The 25,149-nt window shown below is 69.5% G+C and carries 29 protein-coding genes; 21 read left to right on the top strand and 8 right to left on the bottom strand.

Annotated features, from left to right (window positions below; genetic code table 11):
- Positions 1 to 9 precede the first annotated feature (9 nt).
- The 6 genes from mftD (at position 10) to QM728_RS11500 (ending at position 4,080) form a co-directional block, all read left to right on the top strand.
- Positions 10 to 1,218, top strand: coding sequence for a pre-mycofactocin synthase MftD (gene mftD, locus QM728_RS11525; protein ID WP_415032146.1), 1,209 nt, complete (start codon positions 10 to 12; stop codon positions 1,216 to 1,218).
- A gap of 2 nt (positions 1,219 to 1,220) precedes the next feature.
- Positions 1,221 to 1,718, top strand: a complete 498-nt coding sequence (locus tag QM728_RS11520) for an SRPBCC family protein (protein ID WP_415032145.1) — start codon at positions 1,221 to 1,223, stop codon at positions 1,716 to 1,718.
- Positions 1,711 to 2,262 carry a DUF1990 family protein gene (locus QM728_RS11515; RefSeq protein WP_415032144.1) on the top strand — a complete coding sequence of 184 codons (552 nt, stop codon included), beginning with the start codon at positions 1,711 to 1,713 and terminating at the stop codon, positions 2,260 to 2,262. The genes QM728_RS11520 and QM728_RS11515 overlap by 8 nt, the downstream gene beginning before the upstream one ends.
- A gap of 100 nt (positions 2,263 to 2,362) precedes the next feature.
- Positions 2,363 to 2,773 carry a hypothetical protein gene (locus QM728_RS11510; protein ID WP_415032143.1) on the top strand — a complete coding sequence of 137 codons (411 nt, stop codon included), beginning with the start codon at positions 2,363 to 2,365 and terminating at the stop codon, positions 2,771 to 2,773.
- A 9-nt stretch (positions 2,774 to 2,782) separates the two neighbouring features.
- Complete coding sequence (locus QM728_RS11505; RefSeq protein WP_415032142.1) at positions 2,783 to 3,217, top strand: hypothetical protein; 435 nt, start codon at positions 2,783 to 2,785, stop codon at positions 3,215 to 3,217.
- 62 nt (positions 3,218 to 3,279) lie between these two features.
- Entirely contained in the window at positions 3,280 to 4,080 is an 801-nt protein-coding gene (locus QM728_RS11500; RefSeq protein ID WP_415032141.1) for a mycofactocin-coupled SDR family oxidoreductase, read from the top strand.
- 1 nt (position 4,081) lies between these two features.
- Here the strand turns inward: QM728_RS11500 and QM728_RS11495 are convergent, their stop codons facing one another.
- On the bottom strand, positions 4,082 to 5,185 hold the full coding sequence (locus tag QM728_RS11495) for a CaiB/BaiF CoA transferase family protein (protein ID WP_415032140.1): 1,104 nt from the start codon (positions 5,183 to 5,185) through the stop codon (positions 4,082 to 4,084).
- A 97-nt stretch (positions 5,186 to 5,282) separates the two neighbouring features.
- Here QM728_RS11495 and mftE point away from each other — a divergent pair, with 97 nt between their 5' ends.
- From mftE to mftG, 3 genes are read left to right on the top strand one after another with little or no spacing between them, the layout of a single operon-like run.
- Entirely contained in the window at positions 5,283 to 5,984 is a 702-nt protein-coding gene (mftE, locus tag QM728_RS11490; protein ID WP_415032139.1) for a mycofactocin biosynthesis peptidyl-dipeptidase MftE, read from the top strand.
- A gap of 47 nt (positions 5,985 to 6,031) precedes the next feature.
- Positions 6,032 to 7,390, top strand: a complete 1,359-nt coding sequence (mftF, locus tag QM728_RS11485) for a mycofactocin biosynthesis glycosyltransferase MftF (RefSeq protein ID WP_415032889.1) — start codon at positions 6,032 to 6,034, stop codon at positions 7,388 to 7,390.
- Positions 7,387 to 8,649 carry a mycofactocin system GMC family oxidoreductase MftG gene (gene mftG, locus QM728_RS11480; RefSeq protein ID WP_415032138.1) on the top strand — a complete coding sequence of 421 codons (1,263 nt, stop codon included), beginning with the start codon at positions 7,387 to 7,389 and terminating at the stop codon, positions 8,647 to 8,649. Before mftF ends, mftG begins: the two co-directional genes overlap by 4 nt.
- An 86-nt stretch (positions 8,650 to 8,735) precedes the next feature.
- Here mftG and QM728_RS11475 read toward each other — a convergent pair whose 3' ends face one another.
- The 5 genes from QM728_RS11475 to QM728_RS11455 all read right to left on the bottom strand — a co-directional run bounded on the left by QM728_RS11475 (position 8,736) and on the right by QM728_RS11455 (position 12,937).
- Positions 8,736 to 9,224: a hotdog fold domain-containing protein gene (locus QM728_RS11475; RefSeq protein ID WP_415032137.1), complete on the bottom strand. Its 489-nt coding sequence runs from the start codon at positions 9,222 to 9,224 to the stop codon at positions 8,736 to 8,738.
- Positions 9,225 to 9,258: 34 nt separating this feature from the next.
- Positions 9,259 to 10,806, bottom strand: a complete 1,548-nt coding sequence (locus QM728_RS11470) for a DUF4153 domain-containing protein (RefSeq protein WP_415032136.1) — start codon at positions 10,804 to 10,806, stop codon at positions 9,259 to 9,261.
- Between the two features lie 142 nt (positions 10,807 to 10,948).
- Positions 10,949 to 11,524, bottom strand: a complete 576-nt coding sequence (locus QM728_RS11465; protein WP_415032135.1) for a hypothetical protein — start codon at positions 11,522 to 11,524, stop codon at positions 10,949 to 10,951.
- Positions 11,525 to 11,697: 173 nt separating this feature from the next.
- Complete coding sequence (locus tag QM728_RS11460) at positions 11,698 to 12,048, bottom strand: hypothetical protein (protein ID WP_415032134.1); 351 nt, start codon at positions 12,046 to 12,048, stop codon at positions 11,698 to 11,700.
- 67 nt (positions 12,049 to 12,115) lie between these two features.
- Positions 12,116 to 12,937, bottom strand: a complete 822-nt coding sequence (locus QM728_RS11455; protein ID WP_415032133.1) for a tyrosine-protein phosphatase — start codon at positions 12,935 to 12,937, stop codon at positions 12,116 to 12,118.
- A gap of 408 nt (positions 12,938 to 13,345) precedes the next feature.
- Between QM728_RS11455 and rpsJ the strand changes: the two genes are divergently transcribed.
- From rpsJ to rpsQ, 11 genes are all read left to right on the top strand, one after another.
- The gene (gene rpsJ / locus QM728_RS11450; RefSeq protein ID WP_007318892.1) at positions 13,346 to 13,651 is read left to right on the top strand and encodes a 30S ribosomal protein S10; all 306 of its coding nucleotides are present in this window, start codon (positions 13,346 to 13,348) and stop codon (positions 13,649 to 13,651) included.
- Positions 13,652 to 13,667: 16 nt separating this feature from the next.
- Positions 13,668 to 14,327, top strand: a complete 660-nt coding sequence (gene rplC, locus QM728_RS11445; protein WP_415032132.1) for a 50S ribosomal protein L3 — start codon at positions 13,668 to 13,670, stop codon at positions 14,325 to 14,327.
- Positions 14,328 to 14,584: 257 nt separating this feature from the next.
- A complete protein-coding gene (gene rplD / locus QM728_RS11440) occupies positions 14,585 to 15,226 on the top strand; it encodes a 50S ribosomal protein L4 (RefSeq protein ID WP_415032888.1) in 642 nt (213 codons plus the stop codon).
- A gap of 2 nt (positions 15,227 to 15,228) precedes the next feature.
- The gene (gene rplW / locus QM728_RS11435; protein ID WP_415032131.1) at positions 15,229 to 15,534 is read left to right on the top strand and encodes a 50S ribosomal protein L23; all 306 of its coding nucleotides are present in this window, start codon (positions 15,229 to 15,231) and stop codon (positions 15,532 to 15,534) included.
- Positions 15,535 to 15,570: 36 nt separating this feature from the next.
- The gene (rplB, locus tag QM728_RS11430; protein ID WP_415032130.1) at positions 15,571 to 16,407 is read left to right on the top strand and encodes a 50S ribosomal protein L2; all 837 of its coding nucleotides are present in this window, start codon (positions 15,571 to 15,573) and stop codon (positions 16,405 to 16,407) included.
- Between the two features lie 17 nt (positions 16,408 to 16,424).
- A complete protein-coding gene (rpsS, locus tag QM728_RS11425; protein WP_415032129.1) occupies positions 16,425 to 16,706 on the top strand; it encodes a 30S ribosomal protein S19 in 282 nt (93 codons plus the stop codon).
- 2 nt (positions 16,707 to 16,708) lie between these two features.
- On the top strand, positions 16,709 to 17,122 hold the full coding sequence (gene rplV, locus QM728_RS11420; protein ID WP_415032128.1) for a 50S ribosomal protein L22: 414 nt from the start codon (positions 16,709 to 16,711) through the stop codon (positions 17,120 to 17,122).
- Positions 17,122 to 17,973 (top strand): 30S ribosomal protein S3, encoded by an 852-nt coding sequence (gene rpsC / locus QM728_RS11415; RefSeq protein WP_415032127.1) that lies wholly within the window; start codon positions 17,122 to 17,124, stop codon positions 17,971 to 17,973. The genes rplV and rpsC overlap by 1 nt, the downstream gene beginning before the upstream one ends.
- Positions 17,974 to 17,975: 2 nt before the next feature.
- Positions 17,976 to 18,392, top strand: a complete 417-nt coding sequence (rplP, locus tag QM728_RS11410) for a 50S ribosomal protein L16 (RefSeq protein ID WP_007320503.1) — start codon at positions 17,976 to 17,978, stop codon at positions 18,390 to 18,392.
- The gene (gene rpmC / locus QM728_RS11405; RefSeq protein ID WP_415032126.1) at positions 18,392 to 18,622 is read left to right on the top strand and encodes a 50S ribosomal protein L29; all 231 of its coding nucleotides are present in this window, start codon (positions 18,392 to 18,394) and stop codon (positions 18,620 to 18,622) included. Before rplP ends, rpmC begins: the two co-directional genes overlap by 1 nt.
- Positions 18,619 to 18,909, top strand: coding sequence for a 30S ribosomal protein S17 (gene rpsQ, locus QM728_RS11400; protein ID WP_415032125.1), 291 nt, complete (start codon positions 18,619 to 18,621; stop codon positions 18,907 to 18,909). The genes rpmC and rpsQ overlap by 4 nt, the downstream gene beginning before the upstream one ends.
- A gap of 82 nt (positions 18,910 to 18,991) precedes the next feature.
- Here the strand turns inward: rpsQ and QM728_RS11395 are convergent, their stop codons facing one another.
- Both QM728_RS11395 and QM728_RS11390 read right to left on the bottom strand, forming a co-directional pair.
- Positions 18,992 to 19,594: a TIGR00645 family protein gene (locus tag QM728_RS11395; RefSeq protein ID WP_415032124.1), complete on the bottom strand. Its 603-nt coding sequence runs from the start codon at positions 19,592 to 19,594 to the stop codon at positions 18,992 to 18,994.
- Positions 19,595 to 19,632: 38 nt separating this feature from the next.
- Positions 19,633 to 20,022 (bottom strand): PPOX class F420-dependent oxidoreductase, encoded by a 390-nt coding sequence (locus QM728_RS11390; protein WP_415032123.1) that lies wholly within the window; start codon positions 20,020 to 20,022, stop codon positions 19,633 to 19,635.
- Between the two features lie 333 nt (positions 20,023 to 20,355).
- Here QM728_RS11390 and QM728_RS11385 point away from each other — a divergent pair, with 333 nt between their 5' ends.
- Positions 20,356 to 25,149 (top strand): amino acid adenylation domain-containing protein, encoded by a 4,794-nt coding sequence (locus QM728_RS11385; RefSeq protein ID WP_415032122.1) that lies wholly within the window; start codon positions 20,356 to 20,358, stop codon positions 25,147 to 25,149.

Raw genomic sequence — 25,149 nt, 5'->3', positions numbered from 1 at the left:
CAAAGTTCGATGGGCAAGATTGCCGAGCTCAACCCGTGGCGCAAGAACCCCTGGTTCGAAACCGTCGGGGAGGCCCAGCGCCGCGCCGAGAAGCGGCTGCCCAAGACGATCTACTCCTCGCTCGTCGCCGGCACCCAGGCGGGCGTCACCCTGAACGACAACATGGAGGCGTTCAAGGAGCTGACCTGGGCGCCGCACGTCGTCGGCGCGCCCGCCGAGCGCAAGCTCGGCACCACGGTGATGGGGCAGGACCTTCCCTTCCCGGTGATCATCTCGCCGACCGGTGTGCAGGCGGTCAACCCCGACGGCGAGGTCGCCGTCGCGCAGGCCGCCGCCAACCGTGGCACCGCGATGGGGCTGTCGAGCTTCGCCAGCAAACCGGTCGAAGAGGTCACCGCCGTCAACGACAAGATCTTCTTCCAGATCTACTGGTTGGGCAGCCGCGACGAGATCCTCGCCCGCGCGCAGCGCGCCAAGGAAGCCGGCTGCAAGGGCCTCATCGTCACCACCGACTGGGTGTTCAACGTCGGCCGCGACTGGGGCAGCCCGGAGATCCCCGAGCAGGTCGACCTGAAGGCCGTCGCCAAGATGGCGCCGGAGATGGTCACCAAGCCGCGCTTCGCCAAGAGCTGGTTCCGTCGCGGCAAACTCACCATCCCCGACCTCTCCGCGCCCAACATCGCCCACAAGGGCGAGCAGGGACCGACCTTCTTCGACGTCTACGGCACCTGGATGAACACCCCGCCGCCGACGTGGGAAGACATCAAGTGGCTGCGCGAGCAGTGGGACGGCCCGTTCATGCTCAAGGGCGTCACCCGTCTCGACGACGCGAAGAAGGCCGTCGACGCCGGCGTCTCCGCGATCTCGGTCTCCAACCACGGCGGCAACAACCTCGACGGCACGCCCGCGACGATCCGCATGCTCGGCCCGATCGCCGACGCCGTCGGTAAGGACGTCGAGGTCCTCCTCGACGGCGGTATCCGGCGCGGCAGCGACGTCGTGAAGGCGCTGGCGCTCGGTGCGAAGGCCGTGATGATCGGCCGCGCCTACCTGTGGGGACTGGCCGCCAACGGGCAGGCCGGCGTCGAGAACGTCCTCGATCTGCTGCAGATGGGCGTCGACGCGTCGCTGATGGGCCTGGGCAAGGATGACGTCGCCAAGCTCTCCCGCGACGACCTCTACATCCCCGAGGGCTTCGAGCGCCGCTTCGGCGGATAGCGATGCGCTACCGCGATCAGCCCACCGTCGAGGTCGAGACCAAGGTCGCGGCCCCGCCCGAGCGGGTGTGGGACGTGGTCACCGACATTCGGCTCCCCGTCGACCTGCCCGGCGAGCTGTACGACGCGCAGTGGCTCGACGGCGCCGACGGCCCGGCCGTGGGCGAGCGGTTCGTCGGGCGCAACGAGATTGAGAACGTCGGCAAGACCGAGACGGTCTGCACCGTCGTCGACGTCGAGCCCGGGCGCCGCTGGGTGTGGTCGGTGAACGCCGGCGACCTCGAGCCGTGGGCGCAGTGGGGCTTCGAAGTCGACCCCTCGCGCGACGGGGCGGTCGTGCGGCAGTTCGCCCGTATCGGCCTGGCGCCGTCGCCGCTGCTCTCGGCCATCGAGGCCAACCCCGATTTGGAGGGCCGCATCATCGCCCGACGACTCGCCGGGTTCCGGGAGGCGATGGTCGCCAACCTCGAGGAAGTGCGCCGCCGCTGCGAGGATGGCTGACACGGTGAAAGCGCACGCCGTTCAACCGCTCGCCGACGACCGGGTCGGCCGGCTTCGGGCGGCGCCGTTCACCTACGCCGAGGTCGGGCGCACGGCCGACGGACCGGTTCCCGGCTACCGCAACTTCGCGAAGTCGCGGGTGTTGGAGCGACGCGACTTCGAACAGGCCGCCGACGACCTGATGCGGTGGCAGGTGCAGACCCGTTCGGGGCTGCGCGTGTGGGCGTCGGATTCCCCGCTGCGCGAAGGCACGGTCGTGCGCATGGCCATGGGTGTCGGCCCGCTCGCGCTCCGCATACCGTGTCGGGTGATCTACGTCGTCGACGAACCCGATGCGAAAGGCTTCGGCTACGGCACGCTGCCCGGGCACCCGGAGTCGGGGGAGGAGCGGTTCGTGCTGAGCCGAGACTCCCGGGGTGCGCTCACGTTGACGATCTCGGCGTTCTCGCGACCGCAGACGCGGCTGTCCAAGCTGGGCGGTCCGGTGTCGCGGTGGCTGCAGGACCACATGACCGACCGCTACCTGCGGTCGCTCGATTCTTGATCAGGCGGTACCCCGCCGAATCGGGTAGTCGACTACTCGTGTCGGTCTCCTGACGCGGCCCGACGATGGCTTCTGTCAATCCCCGACGGAAGGAACCATCATGACGAAACGTCTCATCGTGGCGCTGGCGGCGGTCGGTCTCGCGGCCGGTCTCGCCGGCGCGGGCCCGGCGTCCGCGATCCCGACTGTCCCGGGCTTCCGGTGTGAGCACTGCCCGCCGGGCCTCGGTGTGAAGGTGCTCCGCGCGAAGGTCGACGTGATCACCCCGAGCGGCGGACTCCCGACGACGCAGATCCATCTGGGGCAGTCGCCCACCGGCAAGGTCGTCGACGTCGCGACGCCGCAGATGGTTCACGGTCGGCTCTACCGCGTCGAGTTCACCGGCCCCCTCAAGAAGGGCACCGCGTACGTCATCACGGCGAAGAACTCCTGGGGGTGGGGTCTGACGGGGTTCACCTATCAGGGCAAACCCGTCCGCAAGCGCATCCACCTCACCAAGTTCCAGGCTTAGGAGGCCGTCATGATCAACCCCGCCAAACGACTGCTCACCGTCGCACTCGCGGTGCCACTGGCCGCCGGGATCGCCGGGGCCGGTGCCGCGTCGGCGATTCCCGACGTGCCCGGTGCGCCGTGCGTACACTGCCCGCCCCAGGGCGGCCAGTACCAACTGCTCAACCGCGTGACCATCGATGTGATCGGGAGCCACGGACTGGCGCCGACCGTCCAGCTCTTCGCGGGCGGGGGTCCCTTCCCGCAGGTTGTGGCGCAGGCCAGGGCGCAGCAGGTGCCCGGCAGCAGCATCTTCCGCACGCAGTTCACCGGTCGCCTCAAGAAGGGCGTCGGCTATTCCGTCGCGGCCCGCAACGCCTGGTACTCCGGGCAGCGCAACTTCTCCTACAACGGGAAGCCGGTCCGGCTGCGGGTGTCGATGCACCGGGCCGGACCGGGGTACTGACGGCCGAACCGCACCGGCGTTCGGCCGCCGCGCCGAAACTAGAACGTGTTACAGTTTCGGGCATGGGAAAGTTCGACGGCCAGGTCGTCTACATCACCGGTATTGCCCGTGGTCAGGGGCGCAATCACGCCCTGCGATTCGCCGCTGAGGGCGCGTCGATCATCGGCATGGACATCGCCAAGCAGATCGCCGACCACCAGACGTATCCGACGGCGACCGAGGCGGACCTGGCGGAGACCGTCCGCCTCGTCGAAGAGGCCGGCGGCAAGATCCTCGCCAAGCAGGGCGACACCCGCGACCTCAAGTTCCAGCAGGACCTCGTCGCCGAGGGCATCGAGAAGTTCGGCGGCATCAACCACGTCGTCGCCAACGCGGGCATCCTCACCTGGGGGTTGACCTGGGAGCTCACCGAGGAGCAGTTCGACGACGTCATCGACATCAACCTCGTCGGCACGTGGAAGACCCTCAAGGCGGTCATCCCGCCGATGATCGAGGCGCGCAACGGCGGCTCGATCACGATCATCTCCTCGACGGCCGGCCTCAAGGCGATGCCGATGCAGTCGTCCTACTCGGCGTCGAAGTTCGGCCTGCGCGGCCTCGCACAGTCGGCGGCCAAGGAGCTCGGCCAGAAGCGCATCCGGGTCAACACCGTCCACCCGTACGCCGTGCACACGGCCATGGCGCTGGAGGACACCGAGGCGTTCAAGGCCTTCGACACCTTCGGAGAGCACTTCCCGTCGATGATGAACCACTACCCGGTGGCCAGCCTCGACGACCTCTCCGACGCCGTCCTCTACCTGGCGACCGCCAACGCCGTCACCGGCGCGGAGTTCGCCATCGACATGGGCAGCTCCAAGGTCTGAGTCAGTCCTTCCAGATCGACGCGGGGTCGCTCGGGGTGCGCTCCGGGCCGGTCGGGGTCGTCGGCTTGGTGCGCGAGAACCGCGGCGCGACCTGGGCCTGCATGACCCCGTCGATCTCCACGAGGGTGCCGCGCGCGGCCAGGTGCGGATCCTTGGGCGCCTCGGTCCAGTCGAGGATCGGGGACACGCAGGCGTCGGTGCCGTCGAAGACCGCCGCCCACTCGTCGCGGGTCTTGGTCTGGAAGACCTCGGTGAACTTCGCCTTGAGCTCGTCCCAGCGGCCCATGTCCAGCTGGTGCGGCAGCGACTCGTCGCCCTCGAGGTCGAGCCCCTTGAGCAACTGCGCGTAGAACTGCGGCTCGATGGCGCCGACGGCCATCCACTTGCCGTCCGACGTCTCGTACACCTCGTAGAACGGGGCGCCGGTGTCGAGCAGGTTGGCGCCGCGCTTGTCCTGCCACAGGCCGGTGCCGCGGAACGCCCACATCATCTGGCCCAGCACCGACGCGCCGTCGACCATGGCCGCGTCGATCACCTGGCCCTTGCCGGAGACGCCGCGCTCGACGAGGGCCGCGAGGATGCCGACGACGAGGAACATCGAGCCGCCGCCGAAGTCGCCGACCAGGTTCAGCGGGGGAGTGGGCTTCTCGTCGGGACGGCCGATCGCGTGCAGCATGCCGGTCAGCGAGATGTAGTTCATGTCGTGGCCGGCGAGCTTGGCGCGCGGCCCGTCCTGGCCCCACCCGGTCATCCGGCCGTACACCAGACCCGGGTTGACCTTCTCCAGGTCGTCGGGGCCCAGGCCGAGGCCCTCCATCACACCCGGGCGGAAGCCCTCGATGACGACGTCGGCCTGCTTGACCAGCGCGAGGATGGTTTCGAGCTCGGACGGGTTCTTCAGGTTGGCCTCGATGACCCGGCGGCCGCGCAGCACCGCGTCGGCGTTGCGGCCCTCCTGCGGCATGTCGCCGGGCCGTTGCACGCGCACGACGTCGGCACCGAGGTCGGCGAGCAGCATGGCCGCGTGCGGACCGGGTCCGATGCCGGCGAACTCGAGGACGCGGATGGAGCTCAGCGGGCCGGGCTTGCCGGAGTCGTGGGTCATAAGCGGTGCCTCCACACAGTAGTTTCGAGTGTGATCACACCCGGTATCAGTTTGCTGGTTGCTTCCAGCATCGCATACCGCGACTAGACTCGGCGCAATGACCGATGCGCAGTTGGGCGCGCGATCGTCGGCCGATCTCACCGGCTCCGGCGCACTCGTGCTGGTCCCCCTGGGGGCGACCGAGCAGCACGGTCCGCATCTTCCGCTCGACACCGACACCCGCATCGCCGTCGAGGTCGCGACACGTGCCGCCGAGCGCATCGGGGCGCTGGTCGCCCCGGCCATCGGCTACGGCGCCAGCGGCGAGCACGAGGACTTCGCCGGCACGATCTCCATCGGGCACGACGCGCTGCGCACGCTGCTCGTCGAATACGGGCGCAGCGCCTGCGGTTGGGCGCGGCGCGTCGTTTTCGTCAACGGCCACGGCGGCAACGTGCCCACCCTGGTCACGGCGATTCCGCAGTTGCGCGACGAGGGGCGCGACGTCGCCTGGTTCGCCTGTGCCCCCGCCGACGGCGATGCCCATGCCGGTCACACCGAGACGTCGATGCTGCTGTCCTTCGCGCCCGACGTCGTCGACCTCGCCGCGGCGCGGCCCGGGCGCACCGAGCCGATCGGCGAACTCATCGGCGAGCTGCGGTCCGGCGGCGTCGCCGCGGTGGCGCCCAATGGCGTGCTGGGCGATCCGACGACGGCGACCGCCGAGCACGGCGCAACGGTCATGACCGAGCTGGTCGAGGCCCTCGTCGCCGCGGTGGCGGGCTGGGTGCCGGGCGAGCAGGGGCGGGTGCGGCGGTGAGTTCGGACACCGCCCTGCCGCTGGGGTTCCAGGCGCAGATCGATCCGATGTCGCGCGCGGGGCGGCGCACCCTGATCGGCGGGTCGCCGCGCCGCATGCTGAAGCTCTCCGACCGGGCCGTCGGGATGATCGACGACGACGGGCGGCTCACCGTCGCCGACGACGGTTCACGATCGCTCGCCCGCACGCTTCTCGACGCCGGGGTGGCGCACCCGCGGCCGATGGGCGGTCCCGACTGCGACGAGGTGACCGTAGTGATCCCCGTCCGCGACAACCAGGCCGGCCTGGACCGCCTGCTCGCGGCGCTCGGCGATATCGCGGTGATCGTCGTCGACGACGGCTCGACCATTCCACTGACCGTCCCCGACGGCGTGCGCCTCGAGCGCTTCGACGCCAACCGCGGTCCGGCCGCCGCGCGCAACCGCGGCGCCGAACTGGCCGAGACCGACTTCGTCGCCTTCCTCGACTCCGACGTCGTCCCGCTGGCCGGCGGCGACGAGCGTCCCGGTCGCTGCGGGGACTGGTTGACCGCACTGCTCGGCCACTTCTCCGATCCGTCGGTGGGCCTGGCGGCCCCACGGATCGTCGCGCTGCCGACCGCCTCGCCGGGGATCGTCGAGAAGTACGAAGCCGACTTCTCCTCGCTCGACATGGGGCCGCGCGAGGCGGCGGTGCTGCCCGGCACGCCGGTGGCCTATGTCCCCAGCGCGGCAATGGTCGTGCGCCGCAGCGCCTTTCCCGGGTTCGACGAGGAGCTGCGCGTCGCCGAGGACGTCGACCTGTGCTGGCGGATGATCGACGGCGGCTGGCGCGTCCGCTACGACCCGATCGCGCAGGTGGCCCACGAGCACCGGGCCTCGATGCGGTCGATGCTGGACCGCCGACGCTTCTACGGCACCGGCGCCGCGCTGCTCGCCGATCGGCACGGGCGGCGGGCCGCCCCGATGGCGATGGGTGTGCCGATCGCGGCGGCGCTCGTCGGGTTGTTGAGTCGGACGCGGGTGGGGTTGGCTCTCGCGGCACTCGGTGTCGGCATGGCCGGCTGGCGGGTGCGCAAGCGCGTGGGTGCGGGCAACGAGCGCGTCGCCGCAACCCTCACGGCGCAGGCCGTCGGCAACGGGTTGGTCCAGGTCGGCGGAGCGGTGTCGCGGCACTATTGGCCGGTGGCGCTGCTGGGTGCGGTGTTCTCCGGGCGGCTGCGGCGGTTGTTCCTGGGCGTCCTCGTTGCCGACGCGGCGGTCGCATGGGTGCGCCACGCGCGCGCGGAGGGCCGTCGGCCGCGCATCGATCCGCTGTCGTTCGTCGTGCTGCGCCGACTCGACGACCTCGCGTATGGCGCCGGTCTGTGGCAGGGCGCGATGCGAAACCGGGACGCGACATCCCTGCTTCCGGTGCTCTCCCGATGACCGTTGACGTGCTGATCGTCGGTGCCGGGAGCGCCGGGTGCGTGCTGGCCGAACGGTTGTCGCGGAATGAGGGGCGTCGCGTCACCGTCGTCGAGGCCGGGCCGCGCCCCGACGATCAGGCCCGCCGGTTGGATCGGTTGGAACTGGGTTCGCCGGGCAAGTCGTCGCCGTACGCGCGGTGGTACGACGACAAGCCGCCGGTCGTGCGCGGTCGGGCGGTCGGCGGGTCGTCGGTGGTCAACGGCGGCTACTTCCTGCGGGCCCACCACGACGACTTCGACGACTGGGGCGGTCCGTTCGAGACCGTCACGATCTCCGAGGCCTACGACGAGCTCGACGGTTGGGGCAACGGCGGCACGATGACCGTCGACTCGCTGCATGAGCCGCCGCCGGTGGTGCGGGCGGCCGAAGGCGCATGGAAGCGGACGGCGCCGCGACCCTGGCCCGGCATCGGCGTCCAACGGGTGCCGGTCAACCATCGTGGCGGGCGACGCTGGACCGCGGCCGACGCCTACCTCGATCCCGCGCGGGGCCGGTCGAACCTCGAGGTGCGCGACGAGAGCCCCGTCGCCGGGGTGCTGGTCGAGCGGGGGCGCGTCGTCGGGGTGCGGCTGGCCTCCGGCGAGGAGTTGCGGGCCGGCGAGGTGATCGTGTGCGCCGGGACGCTGGGGACCGCGGCGTTGCTGCTGTCGTCGGGGATCGTCGACGGACCGCTCCCGGTCTACGAGCATCGGGAGATCCTGGTCCGCTACCGGACGAGACGGCGGACCCCGGCGGCTGAGGCCCCGGTCTTGCTGCCCAGCGTCGTGCACACCGCCGGCGGCGCGGAGATCCGGCTGTACGCCGACGACTTCGCCCGCTTCATCGACGGTGCGCACCGGACGTCGCCGGCCGTCGGGGTGGCCGAGATGCGGCCGTCGCAGGCGGGGGAGTTGCGCCTGGACGCCGATCGCCTCGATGTGCGGCTCGCGCCGATCGGACCGGTGGACGACGCGGTGGCCAAGGTGGTCGACGTGCTGTCGTCGGACCGGATGGCCGACCACGTCGTGGCCCGATCGGTCCATGTCGAGCCGGTGATCGGCACGTCGCAGCACGCGTGGGGCTCGCTGGCGATGGGACGGCGGACCGACTGGCTCGGCGCCGTCGACGGGGTGCCGGGGTTGCGCGTCGTCGACGGATCGATCCTGCCCAACGTCAGCAGCGGCCCGCACGCGACGATCATGATGATGGCGATCGTCATCGCCGACGCCCTCGACTGATCAACCCCGCTCAATCCCGCGCGGATTCGCCGATCCCGCGTCGATCGGTGCCGGATTGGCGAAGCGTTGCGGGTTTGTCGAATCGGTCAGGCGGGCGTGACCCAGGTGGTGATGTCGCAGTGCACGACTTCGTTGCCCGCGGTGTCGCGGACGGCGACGGTGACGACGACGTCTTGCCCCTCGGTGACCTTGTCCCAGTCGATGTCGTCGGCCAGGCGCGCCTCGGCGGTCAGCCGGGTCTCGGCCTTCGCGAGGTACTTGGTGTTCATCGCCTTGGGAATCCATCGGTGCGACGTCGGCGTCGTGGCCTCCATCAGCATGCCCATCGCGGTCTCGGCGAGGTTGCACGCGGCGATCGCATGGAAGGTGCCGATGTGGTTGTGCACGCCCTTCCAGTTCGGCGCGGTCACCTTGCAGTAGCCGGGTTCCATCTCGGTGACCAGCGGCAGGATGGTGCCGAAGTAGGGCACCTTGGCGACCATGCCGACGGAGAACAGTGCGTTGCCGATCGCGTTCTTCGGCAGCCGCCGACGCATCTTGTAGGTCGCGCTCGGGCGCGGGTTCGCTTTAGCCATGGGGTTGATCTTACTCCACGGTAAGTTCGACGGCTCAGTAGCTGAAGCTACCGCAGTCGCCCGGGCCCTGATCGGGAACCTGCTGCCGCGGCACGCGGTGCAGGGAGAGATTCGACGACCGCCAGGAGTGCGTCGCCTGATACCGACGGTGGAAGCGCCAGGTCGCGCAGGCCTTGGCCGGCTCGGGCAGGCGCTGCAGCTGGCCGTAGGCGTCCGCCGACAGGCTGCCGAGGTACCAGTCGTCGACCTTCGGCGTCGCGTCGGGAGCGGCGATGGCCCGGTCGACGTTGGTCTTGGCGATCATCCGATCCGGGTTGAGCAGCGCCAGGCCGAGCGCGGAGAAGACCGTCAGAAGGATGACCCGGCGCACGAGCGGCCGCGCGTCGAACCGGATGCCGACAACCATGATGGCGATGATCACCGCGGCCAGGAACACCTCGAAGTACAGGCCGAAGACGCGATCGCGCGTGGCGCCGTAGGCGTTGATGTAGCGCTCCATGCGGCCGAAGGCCGATACGACGACGAGCAGGGTCGCCGCGCAGAGCCCGCCGAGCAGCAGTCGGGCGGCCCGGCGGTGGCGCGCGTCGTCGGCGTCGATGAACCACCACGCGACGGTGGCCACCAGGATGACCAGCAGGGTGACGACGAGCAGCTGCCAGAAGCCGCGGACCGCGTACTGCGAGTAGCTGAGGTTCGCGGTGCGCTGGACGTAGTCGTCGCCGCCGAACATCGCGCGCGCCTGCATGCCCAGGAACAGGACGAACAGCGCCAGGACCGCGCCGATCGGCACCGCCCAGGTCCACACCGGCGGGTAACGGCGGCGGGCGCTCTCGGGGTAGCTGAATTGTGCGTGCGCGAGGACCGAGCCGGTCAAGCTCACCCACGCGATGAACAGGCCCGCGAAGAGCGCGGCGACGAGCTCGCCGGAGATGGAGAAGTTCCAGTCGAAGTCGAACAGCTTGCCGAACGTCGGATCGGCGCCGGCGAACAGGGCGCCGAAGACCAGCAGCAAGAGCAGCGTCACGGCGCTCACCGCCCCGATGAGGAGCGTGCGCCGGGTGCGCGACATCGTCGGCGCCGACGGCGAGCCGGCCTTCCCGGCCTCGGGGGCCGAGCGGCGGCGGAATGGCTCCGCGACCGCGAAGAAAGGTGCGACGAACGGTGCGAATGCGGCGACGGCCACCCCGGTGAGGTTGTGGGCCCGGACGAAGAGGAGCAGGCCCGCGCAGACCGCGACGAACAGGCACAGGCCGCGGACCCAATCGGCGTCGAGAACCGACGGGACGATGAGGAGGCCGGCGATGCCGACGGTCAGGGGAACCCAGTAGGAGCGCTCGTCGCGGCGAAACGCTTCCGGCGCCGTGCCGATCACCGCGGCGAGGACGGTCAGGCCGGTGATCGTGGTGCCGATGCCGAGCTCGCCGATGCGCCAGCAGATCGCGCCGACGATGCCGGCGATCAGCGCGGCGATGAGCGTTGCCCGCGGAATCGGGGAACGGTCGACGGTGCTGCGGCCGATGGCGGTCTCCGATGGCTGCGGCGGCAGCGTGGGGGGCACCGGGGGAGCGGGAGTGAAGGTCATGGCGTGTCCTCGTCGTCGAAGCGGCGTCGGCCGCAGAGCCCGAACTCGGGTAACGACGCAGCGGCCGCGTGAGTTCCCGAGTCGATCGAAACACATCCGGCCGCGACCCCTTGTCGAGGTCGCGGCCGGATGGCGTCAGAGACTAGCGCGGCGGGTACTGCCCGGGGCGCACGCAGATGGGGCGCCCGTTGTAGCGGTTGATGTACTTGGTGCCGCGCCACATGAAGCCGCAACGCTGGTGCGTGCGGATCCACTTGCCGCCGTACCGCGGGCCGCGGTGACCGTCGTAGTGGTCGCGACCGCCACGGTTGTCGTAGCCCGGGCCGCGCTGGTCACGGGGACCGTGGCCGCGGTGGCCGTCGTTCCCACGGGGACCCCGGTGGTCGTTGCCACGGGGGCCGTGCTGGCCGCGGTCGCCACCGCGATCACCGTGCTGGCCACCTCGGTTGCCCTGCTGGCCGCGATCGCCGCCACGGTCGCCACCGCGATCTCCGCCACGGTCGCCCTGCTGGCCGCCACGGTCGCCGCCGCGGTCGCCCTGCTGGCCACCGCGATCGCCGCCGCGGTCGCCCTGCTGGCCACCGCGATCGCCGCCGCGGTCGCCCTGGCTGGTGCCCGGGCCGTTGTCGCCCGGGGCGGCCATCGCCACCGCGGGGGCCGTCAGCACGGCGCCGGCGATCAGGGGCGCTGCGATCAGCGCAATACGCTTCTGGAACATCTGTTGCTTCCTTTGGTCTCGGAAGGCCCCGGGAATCCCCGGGACACCGAGAGGGAACGCTATGCGAGGGATTCGACCGTGCCTAGTCCGCCGCGACAATCCACAACGAATCGCCACAGACCTCACAAGGAACTACCAGGTAGGGCAAAACGGACACGACGCCCGACGGCCGCTCAGCGGGGCGTCGGCTCCCACGGCTGGATGCAGCGGGAGACCCGAGGGTTCGACCGCAGGTGATAGCGCGTGCCGATGAATCCGCAGCCGCGTCCGCGGAACCATTGCGGAGCCCGGTGCTGGTGGGGCCGCTTGTGCTTCGGGGGGATGACCGGACCCGGGTGCATCGGCGACCGGTGGTAACCGGGGCCGTAGCCGTACGGGTTGTTGGGATTGGTGTAGCCGTAGTCGGGCCCGGGTTGGCCGGGCTGCGGACCGGAGTACGGAGCCGCCGCGACGATTGCCGGCGCGAGGACGAGGGAACCGGCGAGAAGGGGCGCGGCCAAGAGCGCGATCCGTCGATGAGTCACGGGTACTCCTTGCGGTGGGGGCTGGTGCGCCAGACGGTACGCCGCCGACCGTGGCCGGCGGGCGGAATCAGGCGTCGACCAGGAACCGTGCGCGCAACTCCTCCTGGCCGGCGGAGTCGATGCCGAGTGCGTCGGCGAAGTAGCGCTCAAGCGTGCCGTGTGTCTTCTCCATCTCCGCGAAGGCGGCGTCGAGGTACCGGGCCTCGACGCCGAGCAGCGGGCGCAGCAGGGCCGGATCCCCGCCGACCGCGGCGAACTTGTCGAACACCGGCGCGAGCGCGGGGAGCAGGCGGTCGTTGGTGAGCAGGTAGTCGCGATAGACGTCGTCGCGGGCCACGCCCATGAGGCTCAAGAACGAGGCGGCCGCCCACCCGGTGCGGTCCTTGCCGGTCGTGCAGTGGAACAGCACGGGGGTGAGTTCGCCGGCCAGGAGTTCCTTGTAGAAGGCCCCGAACGCGTGGTTGGCGCTGTCGAGGGTGATGAACTCGCGGTAGGTGGCGCTCATCAGTTCGTGTGCCTTGTCCGTGGAGAACTCCGCCGACATCTGGTTCACGACCGCCGGGTCCGACAGCACCTTTCCGAGGTTGGCGGGCACCTGCATCGAGTTGGCGCCCTCGAGGACGTCCAGGACGACTTCGGCGGTACCGGGGAACGTCGGATCGGGGTTGCCGGTGCGCTCGGTCTCGGTGCGCAGGTCGACGACGGTCCGCAGCCCCAGCTCGACGAGTCCGGCGTGGTCGTCGTCGGTCAATCCGACGAAGTCGTTGGCGCGGTACAGCGTCGCCGGGCGCACCACGCGCTCGCCGTCGCCGACCCAGTGGCCGAGGTCCCGGAAATTGGCGAGCGAGGGGAACGGGCTGGGGGCGCCGGCGGCGTCGTTGGCGGGCATGCTGTCACGATAGAACAGCCAGGTCCGGTATGCCGGACTCGCTTCCGGCGGGACCTGCGGTGACGCCGTGGACCGCGATTTGGATTGGGTCGCGCGGTGGTGCATACTTGTCGGGTTGCCTTGATCGGGCGGCGCGGTTCACTGCGGCCTCGATCCCGGTAGCCGATCTTCGAGTCCAAGGCGGGGATCGAGCGTGAAACGCGCGGACAACCATCGTCCGCGGCCCGACACGCCCGACCGCGTGGACCGGATGGCAAGACCCGTCGCCGATCTCACCGGCGACACGTACAACGACAGATGAACAGCGTCGATCCCCGGGCTTTGTTGCCGAGGACTGTGATCGCCGAGTTGCCGGTGCCCACACGCGTGCGTTCGTCTGTCGAGAACAACTGACGGAAGAGGACCAGCGTGGCGGGACAGAAGATCCGCATCAGGCTCAAGGCCTACGACCACGAGGCGATCGACGCATCGGCGCGCAAGATCGTGGAGACCGTGACCCGTACGGGTGCACGGATTGTCGGCCCGGTGCCGTTGCCCACCGAGAAAAACGTGTACTGCGTCATCCGCTCGCCGCACAAGTACAAGGACAGCCGCGAGCACTTCGAGATGCGCACCCACAAGCGACTCATCGACATCCTCGACCCGACGCCGAAGACGGTGGACGCGCTCATGCGCATCGACCTGCCGGCGAGCGTCGACGTGAACATCCAGTAAGCGGGGGATTCGAGCAATGACGAATCAGAGCAGCACGAAGGGTCTGTTGGGCACCAAGCTCGGCATGACCCAGGTGTTTGACGAGAACAACCGGGTTGTCCCGGTGACCGTTATCCAGGCCGGGCCGAACGTGATCACCCAGATCCGTACCCCGGAGCGCGACGGCTACACGGCCGTCCAGCTCGCCTACGGCGCCATCGACCCCCGCAAGGTGAACAAGCCGGTCGCCGGCCAGTTCAGCAAGGCCGGCGTGACGCCGCGCCGCCACCTCGCGGAGATCCGGGTCAACGACGCGAGCGAGTTCGAGGTCGGTCAGGAGCTGACCGCCGAGCTGTTCGCCGAGGGCACCAAGGTCGACGTGACCGGCACCTCCAAGGGCAAGGGCTTTGCCGGCGTCATGAAGCGCCACGGCTTCGCCGGCCTGGGTGCCAGCCACGGTGCGCACCGCGTGCACCGCGCGCCGGGCTCGATCGGTGGCTGTGCCACCCCGGGCCGCGTGTTCAAGGGCATGCGCATGGCCGGCCGCATGGGTAACGACAAAGTGACCACGCAGAACCTCACCGTCCACAAGGTGGACGCCGAGGCCGGTCTGCTGTTGATCAAGGGCGCGATCCCCGGCCGCAAGGGCGGCATCGTGGTCGTGCGTGACGCCGTGAAGGGTGGTGCGGCCAAGTGAGCGACGACGACAAGAAGGCTCCGGCCAAGAAGACCGCAGCCAAGAAGACCGCTGCCAAGAAGGCTCCGGCCAAGAAGGCCGCCGACAAGCCCGCTGCCGCCAAGAAGGCCGCCCCGGCCAAGAAGGCTGCTGCGACCAAGTCGGCCGCCGCTCCGGCTGCCAAGAAGGCCGCTCCGGCCAAGAAGGCCGCCGCGGCGAAGAAGGCTGCTGCTCCGGCTGCCAAGAAGACCCCGGCCAAGAAGGTCGGCGAGGCCAACCTGAAGCTGTCGGTCAAGACTGCCGACGGCAAGGGCAAGGGCACCGTCGATCTCCCCGCCGAGATCTTCGACGCTCCGGCGAACATCGCGCTGATGCACCAGGTCGTGACGGCCCAGCTGGCCGCCGCGCGCCAGGGCACGCACTCGACCAAGACCCGTGGCGAGGTCCGCGGCGGTGGCGCCAAGCCGTACCGCCAGAAGGGCACCGGCCGGGCGCGTCAGGGTTCGACCCGCGCACCGCAGTTCGCCGGCGGTGGCACGGTCCACGGCCCGAAGCCGCGCGACTACAGCCAGCGCACCCCCAAGAAGATGAAGGCCGCCGCCCTGCGCGGTGCCCTCTCGGACCGGGCGCGCAACGACCGCATCCACGTCGTCACCGAGCTGGTCGCCGGACAGACCCCGTCGACCAAGTCGGCGCGGACCTTCCTGGAGCAGCTGAGCGACCGTCGCAAGTTCCTCGTCGTGCTCTCGCGCGAGGACGACGCGGCCTGGCGCAGCGTTGCCAACCTCGGCAACGTCGCACCGATCGCGCCGGATCAGCTCAACACGTACGACGTGCTGGACTCCGACGAGGTCGTGTTCACCGTCGAGACGCTGAACGCTTTCATCGAGGGCGACCAGCGCGAGAAAGAGGAGGCCTAGGCATGGCTACCCACGCAGATCCGCGTGACATCATCCTGGCGCCGGTGATCTCGGAGAAGGCCTACGGGCTGATCGAGGACAACGTCTACACCTTCCTGGTGGCGCCGACGTCCAACAAGACCGAGATCAAGATCGCTATCGAGAAGATCTTCGACGTGAAGGTGGCGAGCGTGAACACGGCCAACCGTCAGGGCAAGCGCAAGCGCTCCCGCGGCGGCTTCGGCCAGCGCAAGTCGACCAAGCGCGCGATCGTGACCCTGGCCGAAGGCAGCAAGCCGATCGAGATCTTCGGGAACGCGGGCGCCTGAGCGGCCGCCCCGAAGACGAGTAGAGGACTTTGACTCATGGCAATTCGTAAGTACAAGCCGACGACGCCGGGCCGCCGTGGCTCGAGCGGATCGGACTTCGCCGAGATCACCCGTGATCACCCGGAGAAGTCGCTGGTCCGCCCGCTGCACGGCCGCGGTGGTCGCAACGCGCACGGCCGCATCACCACCCGCCACAAGGGTGGCGGCCACAAGCGCGCCTACCGGTTGATCGACTTCCGTCGCAACGACAAGGACGGCGTCAACGCCAAGGTCGCGCACATCGAGTACGACCCGAACCGCACCGCGCGCATCGCGCTGCTGCACTACCTGGACGGCGAGAAGCGCTACATCATCGCGCCGAAGGGTCTGAAGCAGGGCGACATCGTCGAGAGCGGCCCGAACGCCGACATCAAGCCGGGCAACAACCTGCCGCTGCGCAACATCCCGACCGGTACCGTCATCCACGCGGTCGAGCTGCGTCCCGGTGGCGGCGCCAAGATGGCCCGCAGCGCCGGCGCGTCGATCCAGCTCCTCGGCAAGGAGGGTCCGTACGCGACCCTGCGCATGCCGTCGGGTGAGATCCGTCGCGTCGACGTGCGCTGCCGCGCCAGCGTCGGCGAGGTCGGCAACGCCGAGCAGAGCAACATCAACTGGGGCAAGGCCGGCCGCATGCGGTGGAAGGGCAAGCGCCCGACCGTCCGCGGTGTCGTCATGAACCCGGTCGACCACCCGCACGGCGGTGGTGAGGGTAAGACCTCCGGCGGCCGTCACCCGGTCAGCCCGTGGGGCAAGCCCGAGGGCCGCACCCGTAAGAACAAGGCGAGCGACAAGCTCATCGTCCGGCGCCGTCGCACCGGCAAGAACAAGCGATAACAGGAGGGAGTTAGAGAATGCCACGCAGCCTCAAGAAGGGCCCGTTCGTCGACGACCACCTCCTCGCGAAGGTGGACGCCCAGAACGAGAAGGGCACCAAGCAGGTCATCAAGACCTGGTCGCGCCGCTCGACCATCATCCCCGACTTCATCGGTCACACCTTCGCCGTCCACGACGGTCGCAAGCACGTCCCGGTGTTCGTCTCGGAGAACATGGTCGGCCACAAGCTGGGCGAGTTCGCCCCGACCCGTACGTTCAAAGGTCACATCAAGGATGACCGGAAAGCGAAGCGCCGGTAATCATGACTACTAAGACTGACAACCCGCAGGCCCGGGCCACCGCCCGGTTCGCGCGCACGACGCCCATGAAGGCGCGCCGTGTGCTCGCGCTGATCCGCGGCAAGAACGTGGACGAGGCGCTGGACATCCTGCGCTTCGCGCCGCAGGCCGCCAGCGAGCCGATCTACAAGGTGCTCGAGTCCGCCGTCGCCAACGCCGAGAACAACCAGGATCTGGATCGCCGGACCCTGCGCGTCGCCGAGGCGTTCGCCGACGAGGGCCCGACCATGAAGCGGTTCCAGCCGCGCGCCCAGGGCCGCGCCTTCCGCATCCGGAAGCGCACCGCCCACATCACCGTGATCGTCGAGAGTGTTGCCGACGCAGCCGCCGCCGGCGGTCGTGGCCGGTCGCGCCAGGCCAAGAAGGGAGCCCAGTAGTGGGTCAGAAAATCAACCCGCACGGCTTCCGTCTGGGTATCACCACCGACTGGAACTCGAAGTGGTACGCCGACAAGCAGTACGCGGACTACGTGAAGGAAGACGTCGCGATTCGCAAGCTCCTCTCGACGGGGCTCGAGCGCGCCGGCATCGCCAACGTGAAGATCGAGCGCACGCGTGACCGCGTCCGCGTCGACATCTTCACCGCGCGTCCGGGCATCGTCATCGGCCGTCGTGGCGCCGAGGCAGACCGCATCCGCGGCGAGCTGGAGAAGCTCACCGGCAAGCAGGTGCAGCTGAACATCCTCGAGGTCAAGAACGCCGAGTCCGAGGCCCAGCTCGTGGCCCAGGGCATCGCCGAGCAGCTGAGCAACCGCGTGGCGTTCCGTCGCGCGATGCGCAAGGCCATCCAGTCGGCCATGCGCCAGCCGAACGTCAAGGGCATCCGCGTCCAGTGCTCGGGCCGCCTCGGCGGCGCCGAGATGAGCCGTAGCGAGTTCTACCGCGAAGGCCGTGTGCCGCTGCACACCCTGCGCGCGAAGATCGACTACGGCCTGTACGAGGCCAAGACCACCTTCGGCCGTATCGGCGTGAAGGTCTGGATCTACAAGGGCGACGTCGTCGGCGGCCGTCAGGAGCTGGCCGAGGCCGCTGCTGCGCCGGCGGGCGACGATCGTCGCGCACGCCGTCCGAAGTCGCCGCGTCGCAGCGGTGCCTCGGGCACCACGGGCACCAGCACCGAGGCGGGTCGCGCGGCTGAGGCCGCCGCCGCCGAGGCTCCGGTCGACGTCGTCGTCGAAGAGACGGTCGTCGTCGAGGCTGCGCCCGAGCAAGAGAAGCAGGAGAGCTAGCCATGTTGATCCCGCGTCGGGTTAAACACCGCAAGCAGCACCACCCCAGCCTCAAGGGCCGGGCCTCCGGTGGCACCAAGGTGACCTTCGGCGACTACGGCATCCAGGCGCTCGAGGGTGCGTACATCACCAACCGGCAGATCGAGTCCGCTCGTATCGCCATCAACCGGCACATCAAGCGTGGCGGCAAGGTGTGGATCAACATCTTCCCCGACCGCCCGCTGACCAAGAAGCCCGCCGAGACCCGCATGGGTTCCGGTAAGGGTTCGCCGGAGTGGTGGGTGGCCCCGGTGAAGCCGGGCCGCGTGCTGTTCGAGATGACCTACCCCAACGAGGAGATTGCTCGCGAGGCCCTGCGTCGCGCGCAGCACAAGCTCCCGATCAAGACCCGTATCGTGACGCGAGAGGAGCGCTTCTGATGGCACTGGGAACTGCCGCTGCCGAGCTGCGCGAGCTCGACGACGCCGAGCTGATCAACCGCCTCAAGGAGTCGAAGGAAGAGTTGTTCAACCTTCGGTTCCAGACGGCGACCGGTTCGCTCGACAACAACCGCCGGTTGCGCGTCGTGCGTCGTGAGATCGCCCGCATCTACACCGTCCTGCGCGAGCGCGAGCTCGGCCTCGCGGGCGGCCCGGAGGCGGACGCATGAGTAAGGACAAGAAAGACGTGACCACCACCGAGGAGACCCGGGCCAGCCGCAAGGAGCGGATCGGCTACGTGGTCAGCGACAAGATGCAGAAGACGATCGTCGTCGAGCTGGAGGACCGCAAGTCCCACCCGCTGTACGGCAAGATCATCCGCACCACCAGCAAGGTGAAGGCCCACGACGAGAACGGGGACGCCGGCGTCGGCGACCGCGTGCGTCTGATGGAGACCCGCCCGCTCAGCGCCACCAAGCGCTGGCGCCTGGTGGAGGTGCTGGAGAAGGCCAAGTAGGCCCCTCCCGCCTCACGCGAGACAAAGCCGCGGCCCGCTTCCCCCTCGGGGGAGGCGGGCCGCGGTTCGTTTGCGGTCCGGGTCAGAGCTGGTCGCCGGTACCGGTGGTGTCGTGGTTGAGGGCGGCGGCCTTGGCCGAGATCCAGTCGACGTAGGCCAGGCCGATCGCCGATGCGATGAAGGCCATGTGGATGATCGTCTGCCACATGAGCTTGTCGTTGCCGTGCGGCCCGTCGACGATGGTGCCGGCCTCGATGAACGACTTGAGCAGGTGGATCGAGGAGATGCCGATGATCGACATCGCCAGCTTCACCTTGAGCACGTTCGGGTTGACGTGCGAGAGCCATTCCGGCTTGTCGGGGTGGCTCTCCATGCCGATGCGCGAGACGAAGGTCTCGTAGCCGCCGATGATGACCATGATCAGCAGGTTTGCGATCATGACCACGTCGACCAGGCCGAGCACGATCAGCATGACCTTCTCTTCGGACAGCGAGCCGAAGTCGGTGACGAGGTGGGCCAATTCCTTCCAGAACACCACCACGTAGACCGCCTGCGCGACGATCAGGCCGATGTAGAGCGGCGCCTGCAGCCAGCGGCTGATGAAGATGGACGAGCCGATGAATCGGACGAAGGATTCCTGGGCCGGGTGGCGCGGCGAGATCTGCCGCGATTCGGTTTCTGTCATAGCGGAGTCAGCCTAACGGACGGAGTCGGTCAATTCAGTCAGGCCGCGGACAGTTCGATCCCGATGTTCGACGTGATGCCGCCGCGCAGTCGGGAGAACAGCGAGAAGGCCCGGCCGATCACGCCGTAGCGGCGGTTGATGGCGTCGTACACGGCCTTGGTCTGCGACGGGTCGAGCAGTCGCGCCCGGGCCTCGACGGCATCGCCCTTGACGTTGCCGCGGACGTCGCACTTGGCGATCGTCACACGCGGGGTGTTGCGTATGCGTTTGACCTTCCACGCCGACTTCTGCGAGATCACCCAGAAGGTGCCGTCGTCGGCCGTCGACGGGGCGATCCACACCGCGGTCGGCTTGGGTCGGCCGTCCTTGGTGAACGTGGTCAGACTGACGTAGTCCGAGCGGGCGGTTTCGGCGAAGGATGCGGCCATGGGCTCCATTCTGGCCCATGGCGGCACCCCCGCGCTCGGCCAGCCCCGGCAGGCCCGCCGACGTGCGGAAACAGTGTTCCGACTCACGCCGCGGCGGCCCGTCGGAGATTCGAATCACGCGTAACGGCATGAGACGATGGGAACGATAAACTGGTAGGCGCGCACAAAGGTCGGGTCCGGGCAAGTGTGCGCCTCTCAGGTATGCCGAGAATCATCCCGCGGCACGTCGTCGACGACACCTGAGAGCGGACCGTGGGACAGCGCGATTCGCCGGAAGGGGTGAGCTACGAGTTGGGTCGGGACAACAGCGCGGCGAGCCTGACCGGAAGTCGCGTGGACGCGAGCGGACGGGAACTCTTTCCGCTGACCGCTCCGCAGCGCGGAATCTGGTTCGCCGAGCAGATGTCCGACGACTACTCGGTCAACATCGCGCACTTCGTCGACATCCGCCACGCGCCCGGCGGCCTCGACATCGACCTGCTCGCCGAGTGCAGCGACACCGTCGCCACCCAGATGGGTGCGTTCAAGGTGCGGTTCACCGTCGTCGACGGCGAACCGATGCAGTACGCCGACCCGGACTACCCGGAGCTGACCACCATCGTCGACTTCCGCGACCGGGGGATCCCCCAGCTCGCCGCGCGGGCCTGGATGGACGAGGACTACCGTCGCCCGGTCGACGTCCTGACCGACCAGCTGGTCAAGGTGGGCCTGCTGCGCCTGTCCGACGAGCGCACGATCTGGTACATGCGCAGCCACCACCTGGTGTGTGACGGCATCGGCGCGAATACGGCCATGCGCCGCACCCTGCAGCGCTACGCCGACATCCGCGCCGGCAAGCTGCCCGACGACAATCCGGGTGCGGTGCTCGCCGACATCGTCGCGTACGACACCGAATACACCCGGGGCGACGAGCGTCGCGCGGACCGCGACCACTGGGCCGAGCGGATCGGCGAGATGCCCGAGCCGGTCAGCCTCGCGCGCACGACCGGCGTGGTCGTCTCCGCCGAGACCCTGCACGTGCGCCGTCCGCTCGCCCCGCAGCTGCAGCAGCGCCTCGACGGCCTGGCCACCGAGCTCGACACGCTGCCGGCCGCCCTGCTGACCGCGGCGGTCGCCGCGTTCCTGTCCCGCATGGCCGACTCCGACGACGTCGTGCTCAGCCTGCCGGTCACCGGTCGCACGACCAAGGAGATCCGCCGCGCGGCCGGCATGCTGTCGAACATCCTGCCGATCCGGTTCAAGCACATCGCGCACACCGAGGTGCGCGAGCTGGCCGAGCGGTCCAAGGTCGAGCTGCTCGGCGCGCTGGCCCATCAGCGCTATCGCTCGGAGGACATCCGCCGTGAGGGCGGCCTGGACTCGCGGAACATGTACTTCGGCCCGCTCATCAACATGATGTTCTTCCGCGACCTCGTCATCGAGGGCGCGACCCTCGACTACGAGATCCTGTCCACGGGCGTCATCGAGGACATGGCGGTCAACCTCTACCAGTCGGTGCCCGGCGCGCCCATGTCGGTGGACATCCTGGCCAACTCCAGCCTCTACACGCAGGCCGAGATCGACGAGCACGTCGACCGCCTGCTGCGGTTCACCGAAAGCCTGTACGCCGACCTGGACCGGACCGTCGCCGACGTCCCGCTGCTGCAGGCGGAGGAGGACGACGAGGTCCGCGACCTGGAGCGCGGACCCGACCTGGTGCATCCGATCGGCGCGCACATCCTCGAACCGTTCACCGCCATGGCGGACGCGGCGCCGGAGGCGATCGCCCTCGTCGACGACGAGCGGTCGTGGACCTACCGCGAGACCGACTTCCTGCGCCGCGACCTCGCCCAGCGGCTCGCCGCCGAGGGCGTGCGGCGCGGCGACCGGGTGGCGATCGAGCTGCCGCGGTCGGTCGAGCAGGTGCTGGCCATCTACGCGGTGTGGACCCTGGGCGCCGCCTATGTGCCGGTCGACATCGAGCAGCCGGAGCGGCGCCAGCGGCGCGTCGTCGACGTATCGCAGCCGAGTCTGGTCGTCTCCCGCGACTTGCTGGCGGACATCGGGTTCGACACCTCCGTCCCCGACGGGGCCGAGCTGCCACCGCTGCCCGCGCCGCCGACCCCGGCGATGCCGGCCTACGTGCTGTTCACCTCCGGTTCCACGGGCAACCCCAAGGGCGTCGAGGTCAGCCACGACGCGATCTCGCGCCGCATGGCGTGGGGGCACCAGCGCTACCCGCTGACCGAGGAGGACGTCGTCCTCTACAAGACTCCGTTCACCTTCGACGTCTCGCTGCCCGAACTCGTCGCGCCGCTGCAGGTCGGCGCGACGATGATGATTGCGCGCGCCGACGGGCACCGCGACCCGGACTATCTGCGCGAGACCATCGCCAAGCACAAGGTGACGAGCGTGCACTTCGTCCCGTCAATGCTCGACGTCTTCATCGCGACGGAAACCGCCCACGGCGATCCGGTGATGGCGCCGAGCGTGCGCCGCGTGATCGCCTCGGGCGAGGCGCTGCCCGCGACGACCGCGGCACAGGTCGTCGAGAACACCAAGGCCGAGATGGTGAACCTGTACGGGCCGACCGAGGCGGCGGTCGAGGTCACCGAGTACGTCGTCCGCCCGGGCGATCGCATGATCCCGATCGGCCACCCGGTCCCCGGCACCTCGGTCCGGGTGCTCGATCAGCGACTGCGACGCGTCCCGGTCGGGGTGGCCGGCGAGCTGTACCTGTCCGGCCCGCAGTTGGCCTACGGCTACTTCGGCGAGACCGATCGCACCGCGCACCGCTTCGTCGCCGACCCGTTCGGATCGGGGGAGCGGCTCTACCGCACCGGCGACGTCGTCCGCTGGAACACCGAGGGCAACCTCGAATACCTGGGCCGCTCGGACCACCAGGTGAAGATCCGCGGGCAACGCGTCGAGTTGGGCGAGATCGAGGTCGTGCTGGCCGAACACGCCGACGTCGATTCCGCGACGGTCGTCGTGAACGAGGACGGCCCGTCGCCGATGCTCGTCGCGTATGTGAAACCCGCGGCCGGCGCGGACGTGAGCACGCTCCCGACCCGGCTCGTCGAGGAGTGCCGCCGCAGCCTGCCCGGCCACATGGTCCCCGGCGCGGTGGTGCCGCTCGACGAGTTCCCGACGAACTCGGCCGGCAAGCTCGACCGCAAGGCACTGCCCGCGCCCAACCTCGACCTGATGTCGGTGGCGTACGTCGCGCCCGAGTCGCCGGCCGAGAAGGCCGTCGCCGACGTGTTGGCCAAGGCGCTGAGCCTGCCCCGGCTCGGCGTCACCGAGTCGTTCTTCGACGCCGGCGGCGACTCGTTGGCCGCGATGCGCGCCGTGCCCGCGCTCGGGGAGATCCTCGGCGCCAACCTCACCGTGCGCGACCTGTTCGCGAACCCGACGGTGCGGGGGCTGGTGGAATCGGTCGACGACTCGGCGCCGTCGGCGGCGCCCATCGCCAAGGTCGATCCGCGACCCGAGCGCATCCCGGTCTCCGAGGTCCAGCGCGGCATGTGGTTGCTCAACCGGGCCGACCCCGATTCGCCGGTCTACAACATGCCGTTCGCGTTCCGGGTGAGCGGCGACCTCGACCGGACCGCGCTGCAGCACGCCGTCGGCGACCTGTTGGCGCGGCAGGAGGCGCTGCGCACCTACTACCCGATGGTCGACGGCGACCCGGTGCAGGCCATCAGCGGCGTCGAGGACGTGTTGGCCCAGCTCACCCTGGACGCCCGGCCCGTCGCCGGCCAGGTGACCGATGCCGTCGCCGACGTCGCGGCCGCGGGATTCGACATCACCGACCGGGCGCCGTTCCGGTTCGCGATGTTCTCGGTCAGCGACACCGAGCACGTGATCGTGATCGTCGTCCACCACATCAACGCCGACGGCGTCTCGCTGTGGCCGCTGGCCGTCGACTTCATGTCCGCCTACTCGGCGCGCGCCCAGGGCGGTGAGCCGCAGTGGGAGCCGCTCGGCGTCGCCTACGCCGACTTTGCGCTGTGGCAGCAGGACCGGCTCGAGCAGGCCGCCGAGGACTCCACCGAGCGGCAGCGGCAACTGGCGTACTGGCGCGAGCGGCTCGCCGACGCACCGTCGTCGCTGGGCCTGCCCACCGATCGGCCGCGGCCGCCGACCCAGTCGTTCGACGGGGATGTCGTCGGCTTCGACATCGCGCGGGCGACGATGCAGCGACTCGACGAGATCGGCCACGAGCACGGGGCGACCGCGTTCATGGTCGTGCATGCGGCGTTCGCGGTGCTCCTCGGCCGGTTGAGCGGGCAGCAGGACATCGTCATCGGCATCCCCTACGCGGGTCGCTCGGCCAACGACCTGGAGAGCATCGTGGGGATGTTCGTGAACTCCCTCGCGCTGCGCACCAGACTCGACCCGGGCGAGACCTTCACCGACCTGCTCGCGCGGGTCAAGGAGGAGGACCTGAAGGACATGGCGCACGCCGACGTCGCCTTCGAGTCGGTCGTGAACGAGTTGGGCATCCGCCCCGGCGCGGGGATGAACCCCGTCTTCCAGGCCATGCTCTGGTTCCAGAACATGGAGATCCCGGAGGTCAGCCTCGACGGCCTGACAGTCGAGCCGCTCAACCCGGGCGTCGACCCGGCCAAGGTCGACATCCAGCTGGCCGTCTTCCCCGGTCGGCACCCCTTCGGCGACGACGCGTCCGGCGACGTCGTCCGAGCCGAGTTCAACTACGCGACGGCGCTGTTCGAGCGCACCACCGTCGAATTGCTGGCGGAGCGGATGGGCCGGCTCCTGGCGGCGATTGCCGAGGACCCCGATCGTCCCATCGCCGATCTGCCGATCGACGACCCCGAATCACAGGTTTCCGTGGTCTCCGAAGCCGCCGTGCTGCGGTCGTTGCCCGATCTGGTCACCGCGGCGGCGGAGCAGGCGCCGGAGGCGATCGCCGTCGACGGTCACGGTGCCGATGTCACCTTTGCCGACCTGATCACCTCGTCCACAGCCATGCAGGCGGCGATCCCGGATCCCGACTCGGCACTCGTCACCGCGCTGTTCGCCCTGTCGCCGAACCTTGCCGCGGCCGGACCGGACGCCCTGGGCGAGGTCCTGGGCACGCTGCGGGAGCGGGCCACCGCCGCGGCCGGCGAGGAGGCCTGA

Source organism: Gordonia sp. (in: high G+C Gram-positive bacteria), assembly GCF_047602025.1.
Lineage (GTDB): Bacteria > Actinomycetota > Actinomycetes > Mycobacteriales > Mycobacteriaceae > Gordonia.
Note: the sequence above shows the minus strand (reverse complement) of the source record. Positions and strands in the feature narration are given on the sequence as shown.

Bases quoted from the DNA above. Each gene is read 5' to 3' on its own strand.
- QM728_RS11505 (WP_415032142.1), top strand. From the start codon at position 2,783: ATGATCAACCCCGCCAAACGACTGCTCACCGTCGCACTCGCGGTGCCA.
- rpmC (WP_415032126.1), top strand. From the start codon at position 18,392: ATGGCACTGGGAACTGCCGCTGCCGAGCTGCGCGAGCTCGACGACGCC.
- mftD (WP_415032146.1), top strand. From the start codon at position 10: ATGGGCAAGATTGCCGAGCTCAACCCGTGGCGCAAGAACCCCTGGTTC.
- QM728_RS11395 (WP_415032124.1), bottom strand. From the start codon at position 19,594: ATGACAGAAACCGAATCGCGGCAGATCTCGCCGCGCCACCCGGCCCAG.
- rplV (WP_415032128.1), top strand. From the start codon at position 16,709: ATGACTACTAAGACTGACAACCCGCAGGCCCGGGCCACCGCCCGGTTC.
- QM728_RS11495 (WP_415032140.1), bottom strand. From the start codon at position 5,185: ATGACCCACGACTCCGGCAAGCCCGGCCCGCTGAGCTCCATCCGCGTC.
- QM728_RS11500 (WP_415032141.1), top strand. From the start codon at position 3,280: ATGGGAAAGTTCGACGGCCAGGTCGTCTACATCACCGGTATTGCCCGT.
- rplB (WP_415032130.1), top strand. From the start codon at position 15,571: ATGGCAATTCGTAAGTACAAGCCGACGACGCCGGGCCGCCGTGGCTCG.
- QM728_RS11520 (WP_415032145.1), top strand. From the start codon at position 1,221: ATGCGCTACCGCGATCAGCCCACCGTCGAGGTCGAGACCAAGGTCGCG.
- rplW (WP_415032131.1), top strand. From the start codon at position 15,229: ATGGCTACCCACGCAGATCCGCGTGACATCATCCTGGCGCCGGTGATC.
- QM728_RS11390 (WP_415032123.1), bottom strand. From the start codon at position 20,022: ATGGCCGCATCCTTCGCCGAAACCGCCCGCTCGGACTACGTCAGTCTG.
- rplP (WP_007320503.1), top strand. From the start codon at position 17,976: ATGTTGATCCCGCGTCGGGTTAAACACCGCAAGCAGCACCACCCCAGC.
- rplC (WP_415032132.1), top strand. From the start codon at position 13,668: ATGACGAATCAGAGCAGCACGAAGGGTCTGTTGGGCACCAAGCTCGGC.
- QM728_RS11455 (WP_415032133.1), bottom strand. From the start codon at position 12,937: ATGCCCGCCAACGACGCCGCCGGCGCCCCCAGCCCGTTCCCCTCGCTC.
- rpsS (WP_415032129.1), top strand. From the start codon at position 16,425: ATGCCACGCAGCCTCAAGAAGGGCCCGTTCGTCGACGACCACCTCCTC.
- QM728_RS11465 (WP_415032135.1), bottom strand. From the start codon at position 11,524: ATGTTCCAGAAGCGTATTGCGCTGATCGCAGCGCCCCTGATCGCCGGC.
- QM728_RS11510 (WP_415032143.1), top strand. From the start codon at position 2,363: ATGACGAAACGTCTCATCGTGGCGCTGGCGGCGGTCGGTCTCGCGGCC.
- mftG (WP_415032138.1), top strand. From the start codon at position 7,387: ATGACCGTTGACGTGCTGATCGTCGGTGCCGGGAGCGCCGGGTGCGTG.
- QM728_RS11515 (WP_415032144.1), top strand. From the start codon at position 1,711: ATGGCTGACACGGTGAAAGCGCACGCCGTTCAACCGCTCGCCGACGAC.
- rpsQ (WP_415032125.1), top strand. From the start codon at position 18,619: ATGAGTAAGGACAAGAAAGACGTGACCACCACCGAGGAGACCCGGGCC.
- mftF (WP_415032889.1), top strand. From the start codon at position 6,032: ATGTCGCGCGCGGGGCGGCGCACCCTGATCGGCGGGTCGCCGCGCCGC.
- QM728_RS11470 (WP_415032136.1), bottom strand. From the start codon at position 10,806: ATGACCTTCACTCCCGCTCCCCCGGTGCCCCCCACGCTGCCGCCGCAG.
- mftE (WP_415032139.1), top strand. From the start codon at position 5,283: ATGACCGATGCGCAGTTGGGCGCGCGATCGTCGGCCGATCTCACCGGC.
- QM728_RS11475 (WP_415032137.1), bottom strand. From the start codon at position 9,224: ATGGCTAAAGCGAACCCGCGCCCGAGCGCGACCTACAAGATGCGTCGG.